The 16,650-nt window shown below is 43.8% G+C and carries 11 protein-coding genes and 1 pseudogene; 6 read left to right on the forward strand and 6 right to left on the reverse strand.

Features of this window, described 5'->3' with window-relative positions; translation table 11 throughout:
- Positions 1–167: 167 nt before the first annotated feature.
- Entirely contained in the window at positions 168–2,054 is a 1,887-nt protein-coding gene (locus tag L4C32_RS05705; protein WP_428195899.1) for a methyl-accepting chemotaxis protein, read from the reverse strand.
- A gap of 277 nt (positions 2,055–2,331) precedes the next feature.
- Between L4C32_RS05705 and L4C32_RS05710 the strand changes: the two genes are divergently transcribed.
- Positions 2,332–2,682: a putative quinol monooxygenase gene (locus L4C32_RS05710; protein ID WP_428195900.1), complete on the forward strand. Its 351-nt coding sequence runs from the start codon at positions 2,332–2,334 to the stop codon at positions 2,680–2,682.
- 74 nt (positions 2,683–2,756) lie between these two features.
- Here the strand turns inward: L4C32_RS05710 and L4C32_RS05715 are convergent, their stop codons facing one another.
- Entirely contained in the window at positions 2,757–3,776 is a 1,020-nt protein-coding gene (locus tag L4C32_RS05715; RefSeq protein ID WP_428195901.1) for an outer membrane beta-barrel protein, read from the reverse strand.
- 199 nt (positions 3,777–3,975) lie between these two features.
- On the opposite strand from L4C32_RS05715, the gene L4C32_RS05720 reads away from it, so the two are divergent.
- Both L4C32_RS05720 and L4C32_RS05725 read left to right on the forward strand, forming a co-directional pair.
- Positions 3,976–5,862 (forward strand): DUF294 nucleotidyltransferase-like domain-containing protein, encoded by a 1,887-nt coding sequence (locus L4C32_RS05720; RefSeq protein ID WP_428195902.1) that lies wholly within the window; start codon positions 3,976–3,978, stop codon positions 5,860–5,862.
- Positions 5,862–6,578 carry a 3'-5' exonuclease gene (locus L4C32_RS05725; protein WP_428195903.1) on the forward strand — a complete coding sequence of 239 codons (717 nt, stop codon included), beginning with the start codon at positions 5,862–5,864 and terminating at the stop codon, positions 6,576–6,578. Before L4C32_RS05720 ends, L4C32_RS05725 begins: the two co-directional genes overlap by 1 nt.
- A 73-nt stretch (positions 6,579–6,651) precedes the next feature.
- On the opposite strand, the gene L4C32_RS05730 is transcribed toward L4C32_RS05725, so the two are convergent.
- The gene (locus L4C32_RS05730; RefSeq protein WP_428195904.1) at positions 6,652–8,229 is read right to left on the reverse strand and encodes a BCCT family transporter; all 1,578 of its coding nucleotides are present in this window, start codon (positions 8,227–8,229) and stop codon (positions 6,652–6,654) included.
- Positions 8,230–8,371: 142 nt separating this feature from the next.
- On the opposite strand from L4C32_RS05730, the gene L4C32_RS05735 reads away from it, so the two are divergent.
- The 3 genes from L4C32_RS05735 (at position 8,372) to L4C32_RS05745 (ending at position 12,054) form a co-directional block, all read left to right on the forward strand.
- Positions 8,372–9,361, forward strand: a complete 990-nt coding sequence (locus L4C32_RS05735) for an AEC family transporter (protein WP_428195905.1) — start codon at positions 8,372–8,374, stop codon at positions 9,359–9,361.
- Positions 9,362–9,653: 292 nt separating this feature from the next.
- Entirely contained in the window at positions 9,654–11,177 is a 1,524-nt protein-coding gene (locus L4C32_RS05740) for a YjjI family glycine radical enzyme (protein ID WP_428195906.1), read from the forward strand.
- Between the two features lies 1 nt (position 11,178).
- Positions 11,179–12,054 carry a YjjW family glycine radical enzyme activase gene (locus L4C32_RS05745; RefSeq protein ID WP_428195907.1) on the forward strand — a complete coding sequence of 292 codons (876 nt, stop codon included), beginning with the start codon at positions 11,179–11,181 and terminating at the stop codon, positions 12,052–12,054.
- Here L4C32_RS05745 and L4C32_RS05750 read toward each other — a convergent pair.
- The 3 genes and pseudogenes from L4C32_RS05750 to L4C32_RS05760 form a co-directional block, all read right to left on the reverse strand.
- Positions 12,051–12,980, reverse strand: a complete 930-nt coding sequence (locus L4C32_RS05750) for a LysR family transcriptional regulator (RefSeq protein ID WP_428195908.1) — start codon at positions 12,978–12,980, stop codon at positions 12,051–12,053. The two genes, L4C32_RS05745 and L4C32_RS05750, sit on opposite strands and share 4 nt — an antisense overlap.
- Before the next feature lie 33 nt (positions 12,981–13,013).
- Positions 13,014–13,283: pseudogene (locus L4C32_RS05755) on the reverse strand (hypothetical protein); the annotation flags it as partial.
- Between the two features lie 131 nt (positions 13,284–13,414).
- Complete coding sequence (locus tag L4C32_RS05760; protein ID WP_428195909.1) at positions 13,415–16,573, reverse strand: beta-galactosidase; 3,159 nt, start codon at positions 16,571–16,573, stop codon at positions 13,415–13,417.
- Positions 16,574–16,650: the final 77 nt, after the last annotated feature.

Here is a 16,650-nt window from a genome sequence, read left to right on the forward strand (position 1 = left end):
ATTCTTTACTATTCAATTAATTAGATAACGTCATTTTATTTTACTCAATAAGAGCAATAAGTTAGGGCAGAAAAAATTATATTATCCCTACCCCATACTATGCTCACTGTTGCACTAGTGAATAATAATGCACATTCGAGTTAATTCAACATACTTGACCTTTTCGGTTAAATGGCAAAATGATTGACCCCCTCCTCAATGGTCTGACTGATTTTAGAAAGTGAGTCACTGGTTTTGACGTTCTTATTTGCCGATTCAAATGTGTGTTCTGTCGAGTCCGAGATATTGACTACATTACGTGACAACTCTTCAGAGACACTAGTCTGCTCTTCTGAAGCAGCCGCAATCTGCATGTTCATATCAGAGATTCGAGAGATTGCACAAGATATTTTAGCCAGTGATTCTCCCGCTTCTTCCGCTTTATTCACACTTTGAACGCTAATCATACGACTCTCTTTCATGGTCTGTACGGCGCGCTTTGCTCCCTCTTGCAAACTGGTTATTTTCGCGTTTATCTCTTCAGTACTTAATCGTGTTTTACCCGCTAGGTTTCGCACTTCATCAGCAACGACGGCAAAACCTCGTCCTTGTTCACCAGCTCGGGCAGCTTCAATCGCTGCATTAAGCGCCAGCAAGTTGGTCTGCTCAGCAATACCTGTGATCACCTCAAGCACAGAACTGATTTCAGTTACTTCATGCTCTAAATCATCAATCACTTTTTCTGCCGAATCTAAACTTTCTGCCAATCCTTTAATGGTTTGGACTGCTTGTCCCACTACATGATTAGTATGCTCACTCTCATCATCCGCCTCTTTTGCGGCATCTGACGCGCCTTGTGCATTTGTGGCAATCTCACTCGACGCTGAGCTCATTTGTGCAACGGCCGCCGCAACCTGTTCTGTCTCTTTTCGTTGTTTGTCCATCTCTTGCTGACTCCCAATGGAGTCTTGGTTAATAGTGCCGGCAATTACATTCATTTGATCTGAATTAATTTTGAACGCTTTCATCATCTGATGGATGTTTTCCACAAAAGAGTTAAAGCTTTCGGCTAACTGCCCAATTTCATCACGACTCTCTATCTCAAGCCGCTTGGTTAAATCTCTTTCGCCTTCTGCCACATTTTGCATTGCTATTTGTAATGTTCTTAATGGCTGGGTTAATTTCATCAATAACAACCACACTACAAGCATCGATATTAAAATGATGATTGGCGTGAAAAGTACCGAGAGATTAAATATGTCGGATATGGTGCTGTAAGCATGTTCTTTATCAATTTCAACGGCAATGTACCAATCGACTGTTGGTACCCCTTTGATAGGATAAAAGCCCACCAATAGCGGTTTGTTTTCTATGTTGACCTCTTGTAATTCTTCAGTGAAAGTGAGTTTCGTTTGGCCATATAAATCACTGATGCTTTTACCATTGAGGTTTGGATCGCTGTGCACTAAAACCACACCTGTTTTTGAGACAATATAGGCATGGCCACTGCCAGAAAAATCCAATGATGACAAGGTTTTTACTACGTGACCTAAGGAGAGATCTGCCGCTGCCACCCCGATAAATTGTTGACCATTTTTAACGGGAGTTGCCGTTGATATCAACACAGTATTGGTTGAAACATCCATATAGGGTTCAGTATATGATGAGGACATCGCTGCTTTCGTTTCAATGTACCAAGGGCGTTTCCTTGGATCGTAGTCGGCTGGCAGGAACTCTTCCGGATCATTCATTATCATATCCCCAGCCTCACTACCCAAATAGACCGACACAAAATCTCCTGCTTGATAGATCAGCTTCAAGCCATCAATATTCATCTCTACATCTATGTTATCTGTTTGCACAGCGATCGCTTCCATTGATCTGAGTTTGCCGTTTAACCAATTAGCAATATTGTTCGATGTCATTTGAGACATTTCATGTAAATTGGTCTGTAGACTTTGCTTAGTATGCTCCTTAACCACCTGATAATTGGCGACTGAAAGTGAGGCGAGTGCTAAAGCAACAATGAAGCAGGTGACTACTGTCATTTTTTGTGCAAAATTTAAACTTTTCATACTTATCCTTACTGTATAAAAGGTATTCACTATTACGCAGATAGATGACACTGCGCATTTCATAAAGAGAACAAATAGATTTATACCCTTACAAAAAGTAAGTCATTAGGGGTGTTCGGATTATGCGGCTTTGGTACAAATATGCATCAGGTTGAAATGTATGGGTAAATTTTATTGCTTTAGAGTGTGAGAGTGTTCAATTTTTAATTCATTACTTTAGCCATTTACTTYCCCATATTGGTTTACACTGTCTATTTATCGATAAAAGGTCTCTCCAATGTCTACACGTGTTTATGTTTTAGCTCAATTTCGCCCCAAGTTGGGCAAAGAGTCTGAGTTGTTTGAAGTATTGAAAGCGTTAGAACCTGATGCTTATCGTGAACAGGGGTGTATTCAATATATGCTGACTCGACAAATTTCGCACCCAAGTGCAACACAAACGGATTACCCTATCGTTTTTAATGAGATATGGACTGATGGTGAAAGCTGGGCAGCTCACGGTCGCCGTAAGCAGATTCAACATTTTTTTGAGACCCAAGTGGTCGCTGAAGATGGCTTAGTTGATGATGCTATTGTTACTGCTTATACCGATGAAGGTTATGACTACGATGCCCCTGTATTTATTTAACAACGCATAACCCAGGCAAAAAAAGAGCGCACACTCTGGTACGCTCCTATTGCTCGGTTTGCTTACTATTTTTCTTAGAATTCGAAACTTGGTACCGTGATCTCTACACGACGGTTCTGCTTACGACCCGTTAATGTTTCATTGGAGGCGATTGGATTATTTTCCCCTTCACCTCGGTAGGTCAGTTGATCCGCCTTTACGCCTTTCGAGATAAAGTAGTCCGCAATGGATTTAGCACGATTCTCTGAAAGTACCTGATTCTTCTCTTTATTACCTGACGTATCGGTATAACCAATGATGTCGGCTTTCGCATGACTGTGAGTTAACAGTAAGTTCAACATGTCGTCAAATACACTTTCTGCTGCCGGTGTAAGCTCGTAGCTGTTAACTGCGAATAAACCTGAATCAAACTTCTGTGTGACTGTAGTGATCGTCGCTTCATGAGGCGCTGGAACTACTGCAACGGCTTCTTCAACTTTTTCTTCCACGACTTTCGGAGCAGGCTCAGCAACCATCGGTTCTGGTTCACTCTGTACCGCAGCGGCAACTGGAGCTGCTGACTGACCGAACTTATAAGTGAAACCAATTGAAATTGTGTTAGCGTCCATGTCATCAACGGGGCCATCATCAATATTACTGTAATGTTGGTACTCCGCTCTAATAAACATGGCGTCATTAAGTGCAAACTCAGCCCCTAATCCCCCCATAAGTACTTCATCATCTGCACTGTCATAAGAGACGTGTGCCACACCCAATTTACCAAACAGTGCAATCTTATCAGTCAAAGGAAGAGTCAACTTTGGGGCGAGTGTAAAGGCGTGCATCTTATCGTCAATAACAGCGGTTGTGCCACTGTTTTTGAAGTTGGTTTCATAATCACCTAAGTAATCATAACCAAGCTCTAATGCTAGATATTCACTAAAATCGTAACCCGCGTAGAGGCCAGCACCGATTGAGTCATCGTCGCAGCTTGCACTGGTTTCACATGCGTCGTTTAACCAACCGTAGCTCAGCTTTCCCCCTACGTATGGGTCTGCATTAACCGCTGAAGATGACATAATGAGTGACGCAAGAAGCAGTTTGTTTATTTTCATGACACATTCCTTTGCATAATATAATGAATAGATTGTAGGGCATTTATAGCTGACAATGATACCAAGATACACGCAGACAAGTTAATTAAAAATGTATGAGTATTAATACTAAGAGTGTTAGAAAGGGGTTAGCTGCATATTGAGCAGGGATAACATATACTGTCTAACATCAGTTTATCTCATCAATATCGAGCGAATAATGGAAGTCGAACTACTGGAAATTCGAAACTTCATCAGTCAATACCCCCCTTTTGACCAACTGCCAGAAGATGCACTTATTGAAGTCGCTCAAAGCATTGAGATCTCCTATTATCGAGCTGACAGCATGGTGATAGAGTTTGGCGACAAAATTCATGATCTGTTTATGATACGAAGTGGTGTCGTAGAGATATATCGTCGTACGGGTGAACTCTATAATCGCCTCGATCAAGGAGGCCTGTTTGGTCAGATGGGTCTATTGACCAATAACAAAGTTCGCTTCCCAGCCAAAGCACTCAAAGATACGCTTTTATACTGCATTCCAGATAATATTTTTGAAGAGTATTGTGAGCGATATGAAACCTTTGCGGACTTTGTTGAAGTCGAAGGCAGTATTCGATTGCAACAGGCGGTAGAAGATAACAGTGATGACGCCAACTCATTGACAACATCAAAAGTCAAAACGCTACTGAGTGGAGAGCCTGTTTTGTTACCACCGTCCACCTCAATTAAAAATGTGGCGAAAATCATGTCAGAAGAGAATGTCTCTGCGGCACTGATCAATGACAGTAGCCTGATCAATGAGTTGGGTGACAGTTTTGTTGGCATTATCACAGAAAGAGATTTGTGCGCTAAGGTGATCGCTCAAGGCCTAGATGTTGATACCCAAGTTGCCGAGGTCATGTCAACCGAGCTGATCTCTCTTGATCACAACGCCTACATCTTTGAAGCGATGCTATTAATGCTTCGCTACAACGTTCATCACCTCCCAATTTTAAAAAACAAGCAGCCAATTGGGCTGATTGAAGTGAGTGATATCATTCGTTATGAGTCACAAAATAGCCTTCTATTTGTAAGCAGTATTTTCCAACAAAATAGCATTGAGGATCTCATCCTGCTCTCTAATCAATTAAAGAGCTGTTTTGTTCGTATGGTGAACGAAGACGCCAATTCTCACATGGTTGGCCGTGCGATGTCAGAGATTGGCCGCAGTTTTAAGCAACGCTTACTTGAATTGGCCGAAGAGAAGTTAGGCGCACCTCCTATCCCTTACTGTTTTTTAGCACTCGGTTCTATGGCCCGCGATGAACAGTTGATTGTTACCGATCAAGATAATGCGTTAATTCTCGATAATCAATATCAAGAATCGCTACATGGTGACTACTTTAAGGCACTCTCCGCCTTTGTTTGTGATGGTTTAGCGGCATGTGGTTACACCTATTGCAGCGGAGATATCATGGCGACGAATCCAGAGCATCGCAAAACACAATCACAATGGGAAGCTTGTTTTGCAGATTGGATAGACGACCCCAATCCACAAGCTCTGCTCAACTGCTCCATTTTCTTCGATCTTAATGGCGTCTATGGACGAACAAAATGGGCCGAACAGTTGAACGCTTTCATTCTTAGAAAAGCGAAAAAGAACAACCGTTTCTTAGCTTGCTTAGCCAGAAATGCACTGAACCGCACTCCGCCACTCGGTTTCTTCAAAGATTTTGTCATGGAAAAAGATGGCCGTCATAATAACTCCATCAATTTAAAACGTCGTGGAACGGCTCCGTTAGCGGATCTCATTCGTGTGCACGCATTGGCTATCGGTTCTCAATCCCAAAACTCATTCGACCGGTTAGAGGACATTATTGAAGCGGGAATTTTACCTTCATCAAAAGGCAAAGATCTGCAACATGCGATGGAGCTAATCTCATTAGTTCGTATTAGGCACCAATCGTTAGATATTGAGTCTGAACAGGAGCCTGATAACAACATTGAACCGGAGAACATGTCTGAATTTGAAAGGCGTAACCTCAAGGATGCTTTTCTTGTATTAAGCAGCGCGCAAAACTTCCTGAAATTTCGTTACACCGCCAATAGCATGCAGGCCAAATAATGCATAATTTCACTAACAAAGAGGTGTTGAATTGGAAGGCCTTTTTACAAATAAAAGCGCTGGAAAGCAAAGATAAACGCTTAGCCAATTTCTATAACACTGGCACCTATCAAGGGGAAACTCAACTCAAAGAGATCGAGTTTGTGGCGTTAGATTTTGAAACGACAGGTCTGGATGCGAATCAAAATAGTATCATCAGTATCGGTTTGGTCCCTTTCACCTTGCAGCGTATTGCGTGCAGGCAGGCCAAACATTGGTTTGTGACTCCGGAAGATAAGCTTAAAGAGGAGTCGATCATCATTCATGGCATTACCCATTCTGATTTGAAGGGGGCGCCGGATCTAATACGTATATTAGAACAGCTGTTGGATGAGCTTGCAGGGAAGGTTGTGGTGGTTCACTATCGACGTATCGAACGAGACTTTTTTGATGCAGCGCTTCGAAGTGTCATTAACGAAGGGATTGTCTTCCCCGTGATTGATACCATGCAAATTGAAGCCGATATTCGACAAGCCAAACCGAAGAGTATCTTGAATTGGATTCGAAATGCTCGCCCCGACTCCATTCGCCTTGCAAATAGTAGAACCCGCTATAACTTACCGCTCTACCCCCCTCACGATGCTCTTACCGATGCCATCGCCACTGCGGAACTGCTGCAAGCACAGATCCATCACCATTTCAGTCCTGACACTCCTATTAAGAAACTTTGGGTATAAAAAAACCGAGCGATAAGATTCGCTCGGCCTTTTAAAAGAGGCATCTATTCAATGCATCATCTCTATTCAACCATTAAACAGCACGTTTCTCTGTTCGTAGTCCTAAGAGCAAGCTAACACACATGACCAATAAGATAATGGTGAATGGCAAGGCCGTCGATATTGCGCCAGCTTGCAGCGCTTGAATGGCTTCTGTACCACCAACCCACACTAGAGCAGCGGCAATAGCGCCTTCAATAAAGGCCCAAAAAACACGCTGAGGAATCGGTGCATCCACCTTTCCACCCGACGTGATGCTATCAATAACCAGTGAGCCGGAATCTGATGACGTCACAAAGAACACCAACACCAATACAACGGCTAGTAGCGACAGAATATTACCCATAGGCAGAGAGTCAAACATTTGGAACATAGCAAGAGGCACTTCTGTTAGTCCTTTCTCGCCTAACGTCCCCACTTTATTCACCACTTGGTCAATCGCAACGCCACCAAATACTGACATCCACAACGTTGTAACTACCGTTGGAACAATCAACACTGCAGTTACAAATTCACGGATAGTACGACCACGTGAAATACGAGCAATGAACATACCCACAAAAGGAGACCATGAAATCCACCATGCCCAGTAGAACACAGTCCAACCGTGCATCCACGCTTGGTCTTCACGACCAATTGGGTTACTCAGTGGAATAATGTTTTCAATGTAACCCATCACTGTTGTCGGGATAGTGCCCATAGAAACTGCAAACGTAACCAACGCAACAAACACAACGAGCGCAAGCGCTAATAGCATGTTGACGTTACTGATTATTTTCACACCGCCATCAATACCGCGAACCACAGAAACAACGGCTAACAGCGTCACGAGGAAAATAATCGCAACTTGTAGTGATAAGCCGTTTTCAATGCCAAATACATGGTGGAATCCGCTGGCTGCTTGCTGTGCGCCAAGCCCAAGAGAAGTGGCTAGACCAAATAGAGTCGCAAGCACCGCTAAGATATCAACCACATGTCCAGGCCAACCCCAAGTGCGATCACCTAGAATTGGGTAGAACACTGAACGCATCGAAAGCGGTAAGCCTTTATTGAAAGCAAAAAAAGCAAGAGAGAGTGAAACCACACCGTATATTGCCCATGGGTGAAGTCCCCAGTGGAACATTGTCGCACCCAGTGCAAGTTTGGCTGCTTCTGGTGTATTTGCTGCCACATTAAGCGGTGTTTCGTACCAGCCTGTGAAGTAAGCAACCGGTTCTGCTACCCCCCAGAACATCAGTCCAATCCCCATGCCAGCAGCAAATAGCATTGCTATCCATGACATTAATGAGTAATCAGTTTTCGCTTCATCACCCCCTAAACGAATCTTACCGTATGGGGAAACAATCAGTGCCAAACAAAACACTACGAAAATATTCGCTGACCACATAAAGAGGCCGTCAAAGGCGCCGATGATTTGCCACTTAATTCCGTCTAATGTAGATTTTGAGGTTTCTGGGTCAACCAGCAAAATGGCAATTAAGAAGAGTCCAATTAAGGAAGCGCTGATGCCAAAAACAGGGTTATGAACATCGAATCCCCACTTTTGAATGTTATCTTGGCCGACCGTGTAGTCGGTATTATCAATACTGTATTTATCTTTTCTGGTATCCATTGGTCCTCATTTAGAACAATTTTCATTCAATTTTGTAAATTTATTTTATTTTACGCCAACAGGGTATCACTTATAGATCATAAAATCAGAGAGGGATGACTTTAGATAATAATAGACTCAAAAACAGCGAAATAGTGTATAAATGTTTCTGAACACATTTTTCAGGAACGGAATCGCTTTGAGCTTATACGAACAACTTCTTTTTTCTGCCTCGATTACTGGGCCTATCTGTTTAATGCTCTGTCTGGGCGTAGTATTAAAACGTATTGGTTTAATTAACGAGAACTTCATTGATGTGGCTTCAAAACTGGTTTTCCAAGTCTCATTACCCGCCATGCTTTTTCTCAGCATTATTCAATCTGAAAAGAGCTTCTCTAGTAGTGCCTCTCTTGTTCTTTATGGCCTGATCGCCAACTTTCTATTTTTTATGTTTACGCTTTTCTCAACCAAAATGGCGTTTACAAATAGCAGCAATAATGGCGTAATTTTGCAAGGGGGGTTTCGATCCAATACCGCCGTTATCGCGCTGGCTTATATGGCCAATGCCTATGGCGATCAAGGGGTTGCTTTAGCTGCCGTTTATGTCGCCTCCACCACTCTGCTTTATAACGTACAAGCCGTGATCGCCTTAACCCCCAAAGACTCCAGTAGTGAGGTTAATACCACCGCTCTGATTATAAAAACCTTAACCAAAAATCCGTTAATCATTGCGATTATGTGTGGGGTGATTGTGTATTATCTCTCCATCCCAATCCCAGAAATGGTCGTCGATGCGGGACAATACTTTGCCAATATGACCCTACCACTTGCACTGCTTTGCACCGGAGGATCACTCAATATTCATTCGTTAAAAGAGGACAAAACACCAACTTGGTTTGCTACCGGATTTAAACTGGTACTCTGTCCGATCCTGATCACAGGCGGCGCTTTACTGTTTGGCTTCACCGGAATAGAACTGGGATTGATATTCTTTATGAGTGCAGCGCCAACAGCTGCGGCAAGTTATGTCATGGCAAGAGCGATGGGAGGAAACTCTCTACTAGCAGCTAACATTATCGCATTAACCACCATTGGTTCATTAGTCACCTGCACATTGGGGTTGTTTATCCTTACCTATTTTTCACTTATCTAAGCACAAAAAAAAGGCCAAGCAGAACTTGGCCCAACGCAAAAATAAACGCTATAAAGGAAGTTTTCTCAGTACCAGACAGGTCGCACAACATAGGGGGAAGGCTCCTCTGTCTGACGGAGCATATATAAACATAGATATTCCATTGGGGCATAGAACAGTTCCATTAAAAAAACAGAGAACAGTTAAAAAATTCACTATTTCGATTATGGAAAAGAGTATTTTGTTTAATTTCACTAGTTGAAAAGAGTTAGGCTGAATTATGATTAGACCATATAAAAAATAGGGACTAATCATGAGTCAAGATCGCTTCTACAACATCATCACCGATGCACATCTATCTCCAAAGCAAAAATCTCAATATTTGGCGTTAGAAGCCGAAGCGAGTCTACCTTATCTCGACATTAACCCTACCACTCAACAAGCTATTGATGACGGTATACTGTGTGATATGTTTGAAGGTCATGCCCCTTTCAAACCTCGATATGTATTGCCGGATTACGCCAAGTTTTTAGCTCAAGGTTCTGAGTACCTCGAACTCGATCCTGCTACCAATTTAGACGACGCGATAAATCTGCTGACGATTCTTTATCATCACGTTCCATCTGTTACCTCCATTCCCGTTTATCTTGGTCAACTCGATACGGTGCTCATGCCGTATATCGGCGAATTGACTGATCAGCAGATTTATCAAAAGTTGAAACTGTTTTGGATCATGCTCGATCGCACGTTGCCTGACGCCTTTATGCACGTCAACATTGGCCCAACCGACAACATTATCTGCCGAACCATATTACGAGTGGATGCCGAGCTTAAACAGATCGCCCCTAATTTAACCTTTATGTACGATGCTGATGTCACTCCTGATGACCTGCTTCGCCAAGCGACGGCAAACATCTGCGAATGCAGTAAACCGCATATTGCTAACTACCCAGTCCATGCCAAAGCCTATGATCACAGCGGCTTTGGTATTGTTAGCTGTTACAACTCACTGCCTTTAGCGGGCGGTTCAAATACTCTGGCCCGTATGAATTTAAAAGAAGTGGCTAAAAAAGCCCAAGATAGTACGGACTTTATAACGAATGTATTACCTACATACTGCAACGTCATGTTTGGCTTAATGGAAGCTCGAAGTGCATTTCTGCATGAAAAGTCTAACTTTTTTTCTGGCTTTTTAACTCAAGAGGGATTGATTCACGAAGACAGATTTGCACCCATGTTTGGTATTTACGGCATGGCTGAGGCGGTCAATATGTTGATGGTCAAAGAGAACCTCATTGGTCTATATGGCCACAATGACAACGCAAACTTATTGGGACATCGTATCTCAAAACAACTATCAGAGATTGTCTCGACTACTCCAGTAAAGTATGGCTACCACGGCAGAGCTTTACTGCATGCTCAAGGTGGAATTAGTCTAGATACCGATGTCACCCCTGGTGTACGAATTCCTTATGGAACCGAACCCGACCCTGTCTCTTATGTACAAGCCACAGCAGCACACCATCAATATTATACCTCTGGCATCAGTGATATTTTGACCATAGATGAAACAGTGAAATCTAACCCAGAAGCGATGTTTAACTTAGCTAAAGGCGCTTTGCAGTTAGGCTATCGAGAATTTACCGCCAACGTCGCTTCAAACGATTTAGTTCGAGTGACTGGTTACATGGTTAAACTGTCTGACATCGCCAAATTTGATGAGCAAGGTTCTAGAACCAATACCACCTTTTTAGGGTCAGAAGCGAGTAAAAACACCGGTATTCTAGAGAGAAAGCCACGCGTGGTTGCCCAAGAAATGGCCCCAGTCTGTCAATAAGATGGCAACTGAGCTCAACAGAACAGCCGCGGTCAGCAAGATATTAACCTTCTCATGTGTTGATGGGCCGGGTAATCGAATGGTGCTGTTTTTACAAGGCTGTAATTACGATTGCATCACTTGCCACAATCCGCAAACCATCAATCATTGCGACCATTGCGGTGATTGTGTGGCACCCTGCCCAACGGGCGCACTCAGTGTCGTCAATAGTCACGTGGTGTGGGATGCCTCGCTGTGCAGTCAATGCGATCTCTGCTTGAGTGTCTGTCCCTCTAAATCCAGTCCTAAAATCAGTCACTATACGGTGCGACAGTTGATCGACTTGATCACTGTACACCAACCTTTTTTGAGTGGCATTACGGTATCTGGAGGCGAAGCTACCTTACAGTTGCCATTTATCATTGAGTTGTTTAAGGCGATTAAAGAGTCTGGAAAATTACAGCATTTGAGCTGCTTTATTGATAGTAACGGCAGTTTGTCGCAACAGGGGTGGCAGAGAGTACTCCCCTACCTCGATGGCGCAATGATCGATCTTAAAGCGTGGCAAAAAGAGAGACATCAATGGCTGGTAGGCAAAGAGAATCATCGTGTATTTCACTCTATTAAGCTTTTGGCTAAATACAACAAACTGTATGAGGTACGCCTACTCTATGTTCCTGAGAAAACCGATCTACTGCGCGAGGTTGATGCCGTTGCGGACTATTTGGCTGAATTGCCGAGTGATATTAAGATCCGTCTTAATGCCTTTCAACATCATGGTGTGGTTGGAGAGGCCCTATCGTGGGGAAAATGCAGTGAGCAGCAGATGGAGCAGTTACATGTTAAGTTGGTCAGCCGCTTGGGCCGAGAGGTCATCACCCCTTCTGTATATCTCTAGTTATTATTTGCATTTAGCTTCTGCTTAACTGTGCTCAGTAACCAACTCAACGCTTGTTCGTTCAGGCTCAATCGATTACACACCATGCTGTAGGCCACTTGCCCATAATCAAAAGGCAGAGGTTTCGCGATTAAACCTTGAGCCTGTTTGGCCACTTCAAACCACCTTTTTGAGCAAGTGAAGAGGAAGTCTGAATGTTCACAAATCGTCGCGGCGCTACCAAAATCGGCAACAGTAATCGCTTTCTCTCGAGGGTTATGTTGCTGTTTTAAAGTCTGTTCAAAATAGGGTTGATTCAGCTCTTTATCAATGATCCCAATGTGTTTATAACGTAAGTACGACTCAATCGTTAACGCTTGATCTGCCAGCGGATGAGTTGAAGACATTAAACAGATCATCTCATCTTCAATCACACTCTCCCACACCAACTGTTTCTCATTGGTTAACGGCTGGCTTTTATCATGGGGGAGCACAATCACATCGACCTGACCGCTAAGCAGAGCATCAAAACCGAATTGGTCTTTCGAGTGAATTTCAATCTGCGCTTGCGGAGCTTGTTTTGACACTATTTGACTAATAATCGGTGCGAAAATGTCTAAGGTACTCTCACGCATGGCAAAGGTGAAGGAGCCGGAAAACTCTGCCGGTACAAAGGTAGATTGATGCAATAGCTCATTCATATTGTTGAGAATAGCATGTATTGAAGGCCCAATTTTGACGGCATACGCTGTTGGGATCAGTTGAGTGCCGTCGCGATAGAATAGCTCGTCATTGAGTAGAACTCTTACCTGCGAGAGGGTTTTACTGACGGTGGATGGGCTGCTACACAGAACCTCAGCACTTTTGGTCACGCTGTGGGTCGATAACATCACATGCAGCGCAGTAAGATGTTTAAAACTGATTCGAGAGAGCTGAATAAGATCCATAATCATCCATCAATTGGCGGTAAAAAGTGTGGATTATGCCGGAAGTGGCAACTCTCCATTTAAGGCAAAGCACTCAAACGGGAAAGTCGTCCCCCCTCTGTCACCGACCTGTTTGAATGATACCTCGATTGCACTCACTTCACACAGCCATTGGTTCATTTCTTGTGGTCGAGGAGCAGTAAAAACAGCCGGAGTAAACACACCAACGCCGATCCCTTTCAGCGGATCACGGGCTGACGGATATTCAAAAGCTTTAATGTCCGCCTCTCTCACTGTGGTACCGAGCTGTTGGCAATGCAGATAGTCCTTGGGATCGGTTCACTCTGCTTGATACGAATCTGCGGTTTGATCGGTTCAGCTTCCATCGAAGTCCAAAAGACAAAACGGTAGTAGGCCGACTCGGTTCAAAACGGCGACCAAAACAGAGTGCCACTTTATTGTGGCTTTGCAGTCAGCTCTATTTGGTAGTGATATCGTTTTGCTTGTAGCAAGTATTCAGGGTGTACGCTTGGACTCCATGAATCGTCACCCCCTATGCCCATATGCTGATGGTCAATAGAGACATAAATTTTCCCCTCAGAAACCAATTCATTAGTATGTTTAGCCTGTGTTAATTGCGCTTGGCTGTATCGGTTAACACTAAAGTGAAAGTCACCACGTATACTCAGATTATCTATATTGAGCAGACGAGTATCACAACGTAAACCACTCTCTGATGGAAATAGGTAGGGGGTATAAACATCCGAAATTGGCAAGGTGTAACGGCCAACTTGTGCGGCGCTTAAACGATCTGGGTAGTTCTCAAATGGCCCTCGTCCAAACCAGGAGATCTCTGATTCAGGCTGCTCTGCAAGAGTAAAATTGATTCCAATCCGAGGGAGTGGCGGAACGTTATCACTGATGTTTACCTCGATAGTTAGATTGAGCTCTCCGCTCTCACTGATCAGGTATTGCCAATCGGTGATTGCCTGCAGCTGATCGTGATGGTAATAAGCAAATTTCGACTTAATCACCACGCCACTCGTTTGCTGAATCAGTTGACACTGTACACACTGACGCTGCCACTCTCCGACTCCCGCTTCTGTCCATCTAGATACCCACGCATTTGGATCAACACAATCGGCTTCACTGGTGCCAATATCATTGTCTAACGGGGCACGGTAGAAGTTATCTTGCAGTGTTGAGAGTAACTGCGACTCACCATCTACTTGCCACTGCGCTAACAGACCTTCATCTCTGAGCCACCGCCACTGCTGATTTCGCTTGTTGTCACCATAAGTCACCGTAATCTCATTTTCGCTCTCATCAACAGTAATTTTGTTTCTGTTTACTAACGAACCGATAGACTCAGGTAGACTCAGTGATTGGCTGTTTTTAAGGCTAAACTGCTCACTGGCAACTCGGTGCTTGGCCTCTGTCCACACAGTTGCATCAATGGTTTCAACTTGTAGGTTAAGATGATATTCACACTCTGGTTGCCGTTCAAATTGACACTCTATCGTGACTGACTGCATTGATAGCGGCGCGATATCCAAAGTACTATCTCCTTGTTCAACCACCTTGCCATTTTCAGTTATCGACCAGCTTAGACGCTCATTGTCTGTATGACGAAACAGTGCTTCACTATTGATCTCTACCTCAAAGCATTGGTTATCAGGGCCATTTGATGAGGGAGAGAGGGTAAATTGCAAAAACTGCTGACAATATTTCACCTCTTCAAGCGCCGGGTGGGGAGTTCTGTCTGGAAACATTAAACCATTAATGCAGAACTGTCGGTCATTTTGCTTATCGCCAAAATCACCGCCGTACCCCCAGTAGTGCTCACCCTGTTCATCCCACTTACTGATGCCTTGATCTACCCAATCCCAAATAAACCCACCTTGCAGACGTGGGTAGGCTCGAAACGCATCCCAATATTTGTTAAAACTGCCTAAGCTATTACCCATTGCATGAGCGTACTCACACAGAATCAGAGGCCTCTGCTCTCCCGGCAGTGACAGCCACTTTTTAATTGACCACTTTGGAACGGCTTCAAAAGGTTGGTCTTCATCCACTCGAGCATACATTGGGCAGATAATATCAGTGGCACCGGTGTTGGCTCCGCCCCCTTCGTATTGCACTGGACGTGAAGGGTCAAAATCTTTCGACCAAGCATACATCGCATCGTGAGTACTGCCATGCCCTGACTCATTACCCAGTGACCACAAAATGACAGATGGGTGATTTTTATCTCGCTCGACCATCTGATTGTATCGAGTCATAAAGGCGTGTGTCCAAGCTGGATCCGATGCTAAACGCCCCATTGGAAACATGCCGTGGGTCTCAATATTAGCCTCATCACACACATAGAGCCCCATCTCATCACACAGTTCATACCAACGAGGATGGTTCGGGTAGTGCGCGGTTCTCACTGCATTGAAGTTGTACTGCTTCATCAATCTAATATCTTGTATCATGTCATCTTCGTTTACGGCATGACCGCGCTCAGGGTGATGCTCATGTCGGTTCACTCCTCGAATCATCAACGCCTTACCATTTAAACAGAGCTGACCCTGCTTGATCTCAACTTTACGAAACCCAACTTGATACGCTTCGACATCCATGACTTGACCCTGCTCATCTAACAGCGTGATCACACATCGATAGAGATTCGGAGTTTCTGCACTCCACAGTTTTGGCTCTCGTACATTCAATCGATGGTAGCAGATATCACTCCAGCCCCCTTTTTCATCAATGACTCGATCATTCACCTGCGATATTTGTGCATCAGTAACTGCAATATACTCTTGACCATTACTGTCTTTTTCAAACAACTGAGCCTCTACTTGATAATGCTCAGGGGCGAAAATTCGACTGGTAATATCCAACCAACCATCTCGATAACAGGCATCCAAATCTGGCGTTATGTGGACATCCAGCAGTTGATGATGAGGTTTGGTTAACAGCGTGACATCTCGAAAAATACCACTTAACCACCACATGTCTTGATCTTCTAAATAGCTGCCATCACTCCACCGCAACACCACAACCGTTAACTGGTTGTTGCCCACTTTAAGATAGTCAGTCACATCGAATTCAGCAGGCAAACGACTGTCTTGTGAATACCCCACCCACTGGCCGTTACACCACAGATAAAAAGCAGAGTTAACCCCATCGAAAATTAGGCGATTTTGTTGGGTAAGCTGAGCCGCAGTGCGAGAGAACTCCGTACGATAACAACCGGTTGGATTCTCTTTTGGCACCTTCGGAGGGTTCACTGGAAATGGGTATTTAATGTTGGCATAGATCGGTATATCAAATCCTTGCAACTGCCAATTTGAAGGGACAGACACCGTAGACCACAAAGAGTCATCAGTTTGAGAAGCGTTCGAACTATCAGGTGATAAGATGGACTCAGGTACCATTTCCGGGCTCGAAAATAACTGAAATTGCCAATCACCATTTAATGAGACACGTTGAGGTGACCGCTGCTTAAGTGCATCATCTTGACTCTTGAATCCATGCAGCGGACTGTGCGCTATCATACGGTTCACTTGAATCGATTGAGGATTTTCCCAATCTCGACGAGCCATCACTGCGTTAAATGTTGTCATCTCAATACCTACTTTATTCGGGTTTTATCTGCTATATATTCCCTACTTTACAAGCTAACGTTGCAATGATCTTCACT

Origin of the sequence: Aliivibrio kagoshimensis (assembly GCF_050337105.1) — a bacterium.
Classification (GTDB): Bacteria; Pseudomonadota; Gammaproteobacteria; order Enterobacterales; family Vibrionaceae; genus Aliivibrio_A; species Aliivibrio_A kagoshimensis.

Bases quoted from the DNA above. Each gene is read 5' to 3' on its own strand.
- L4C32_RS05735 (WP_428195905.1), top strand. From the start codon at position 8,372: ATGTTTCTGAACACATTTTTCAGGAACGGAATCGCTTTGAGCTTATAC.
- L4C32_RS05740 (WP_428195906.1), top strand. From the start codon at position 9,654: ATGAGTCAAGATCGCTTCTACAACATCATCACCGATGCACATCTATCT.
- L4C32_RS05725 (WP_428195903.1), top strand. From the start codon at position 5,862: ATGCATAATTTCACTAACAAAGAGGTGTTGAATTGGAAGGCCTTTTTA.
- L4C32_RS05745 (WP_428195907.1), top strand. From the start codon at position 11,179: ATGGCAACTGAGCTCAACAGAACAGCCGCGGTCAGCAAGATATTAACC.
- L4C32_RS05715 (WP_428195901.1), bottom strand. From the start codon at position 3,776: ATGAAAATAAACAAACTGCTTCTTGCGTCACTCATTATGTCATCTTCA.
- L4C32_RS05705 (WP_428195899.1), bottom strand. From the start codon at position 2,054: ATGAAAAGTTTAAATTTTGCACAAAAAATGACAGTAGTCACCTGCTTC.
- L4C32_RS05720 (WP_428195902.1), top strand. From the start codon at position 3,976: ATGGAAGTCGAACTACTGGAAATTCGAAACTTCATCAGTCAATACCCC.
- L4C32_RS05760 (WP_428195909.1), bottom strand. From the start codon at position 16,573: ATGACAACATTTAACGCAGTGATGGCTCGTCGAGATTGGGAAAATCCT.
- L4C32_RS05730 (WP_428195904.1), bottom strand. From the start codon at position 8,229: ATGGATACCAGAAAAGATAAATACAGTATTGATAATACCGACTACACG.
- L4C32_RS05750 (WP_428195908.1), bottom strand. From the start codon at position 12,980: ATGGATCTTATTCAGCTCTCTCGAATCAGTTTTAAACATCTTACTGCG.
- L4C32_RS05710 (WP_428195900.1), top strand. From the start codon at position 2,332: ATGTCTACACGTGTTTATGTTTTAGCTCAATTTCGCCCCAAGTTGGGC.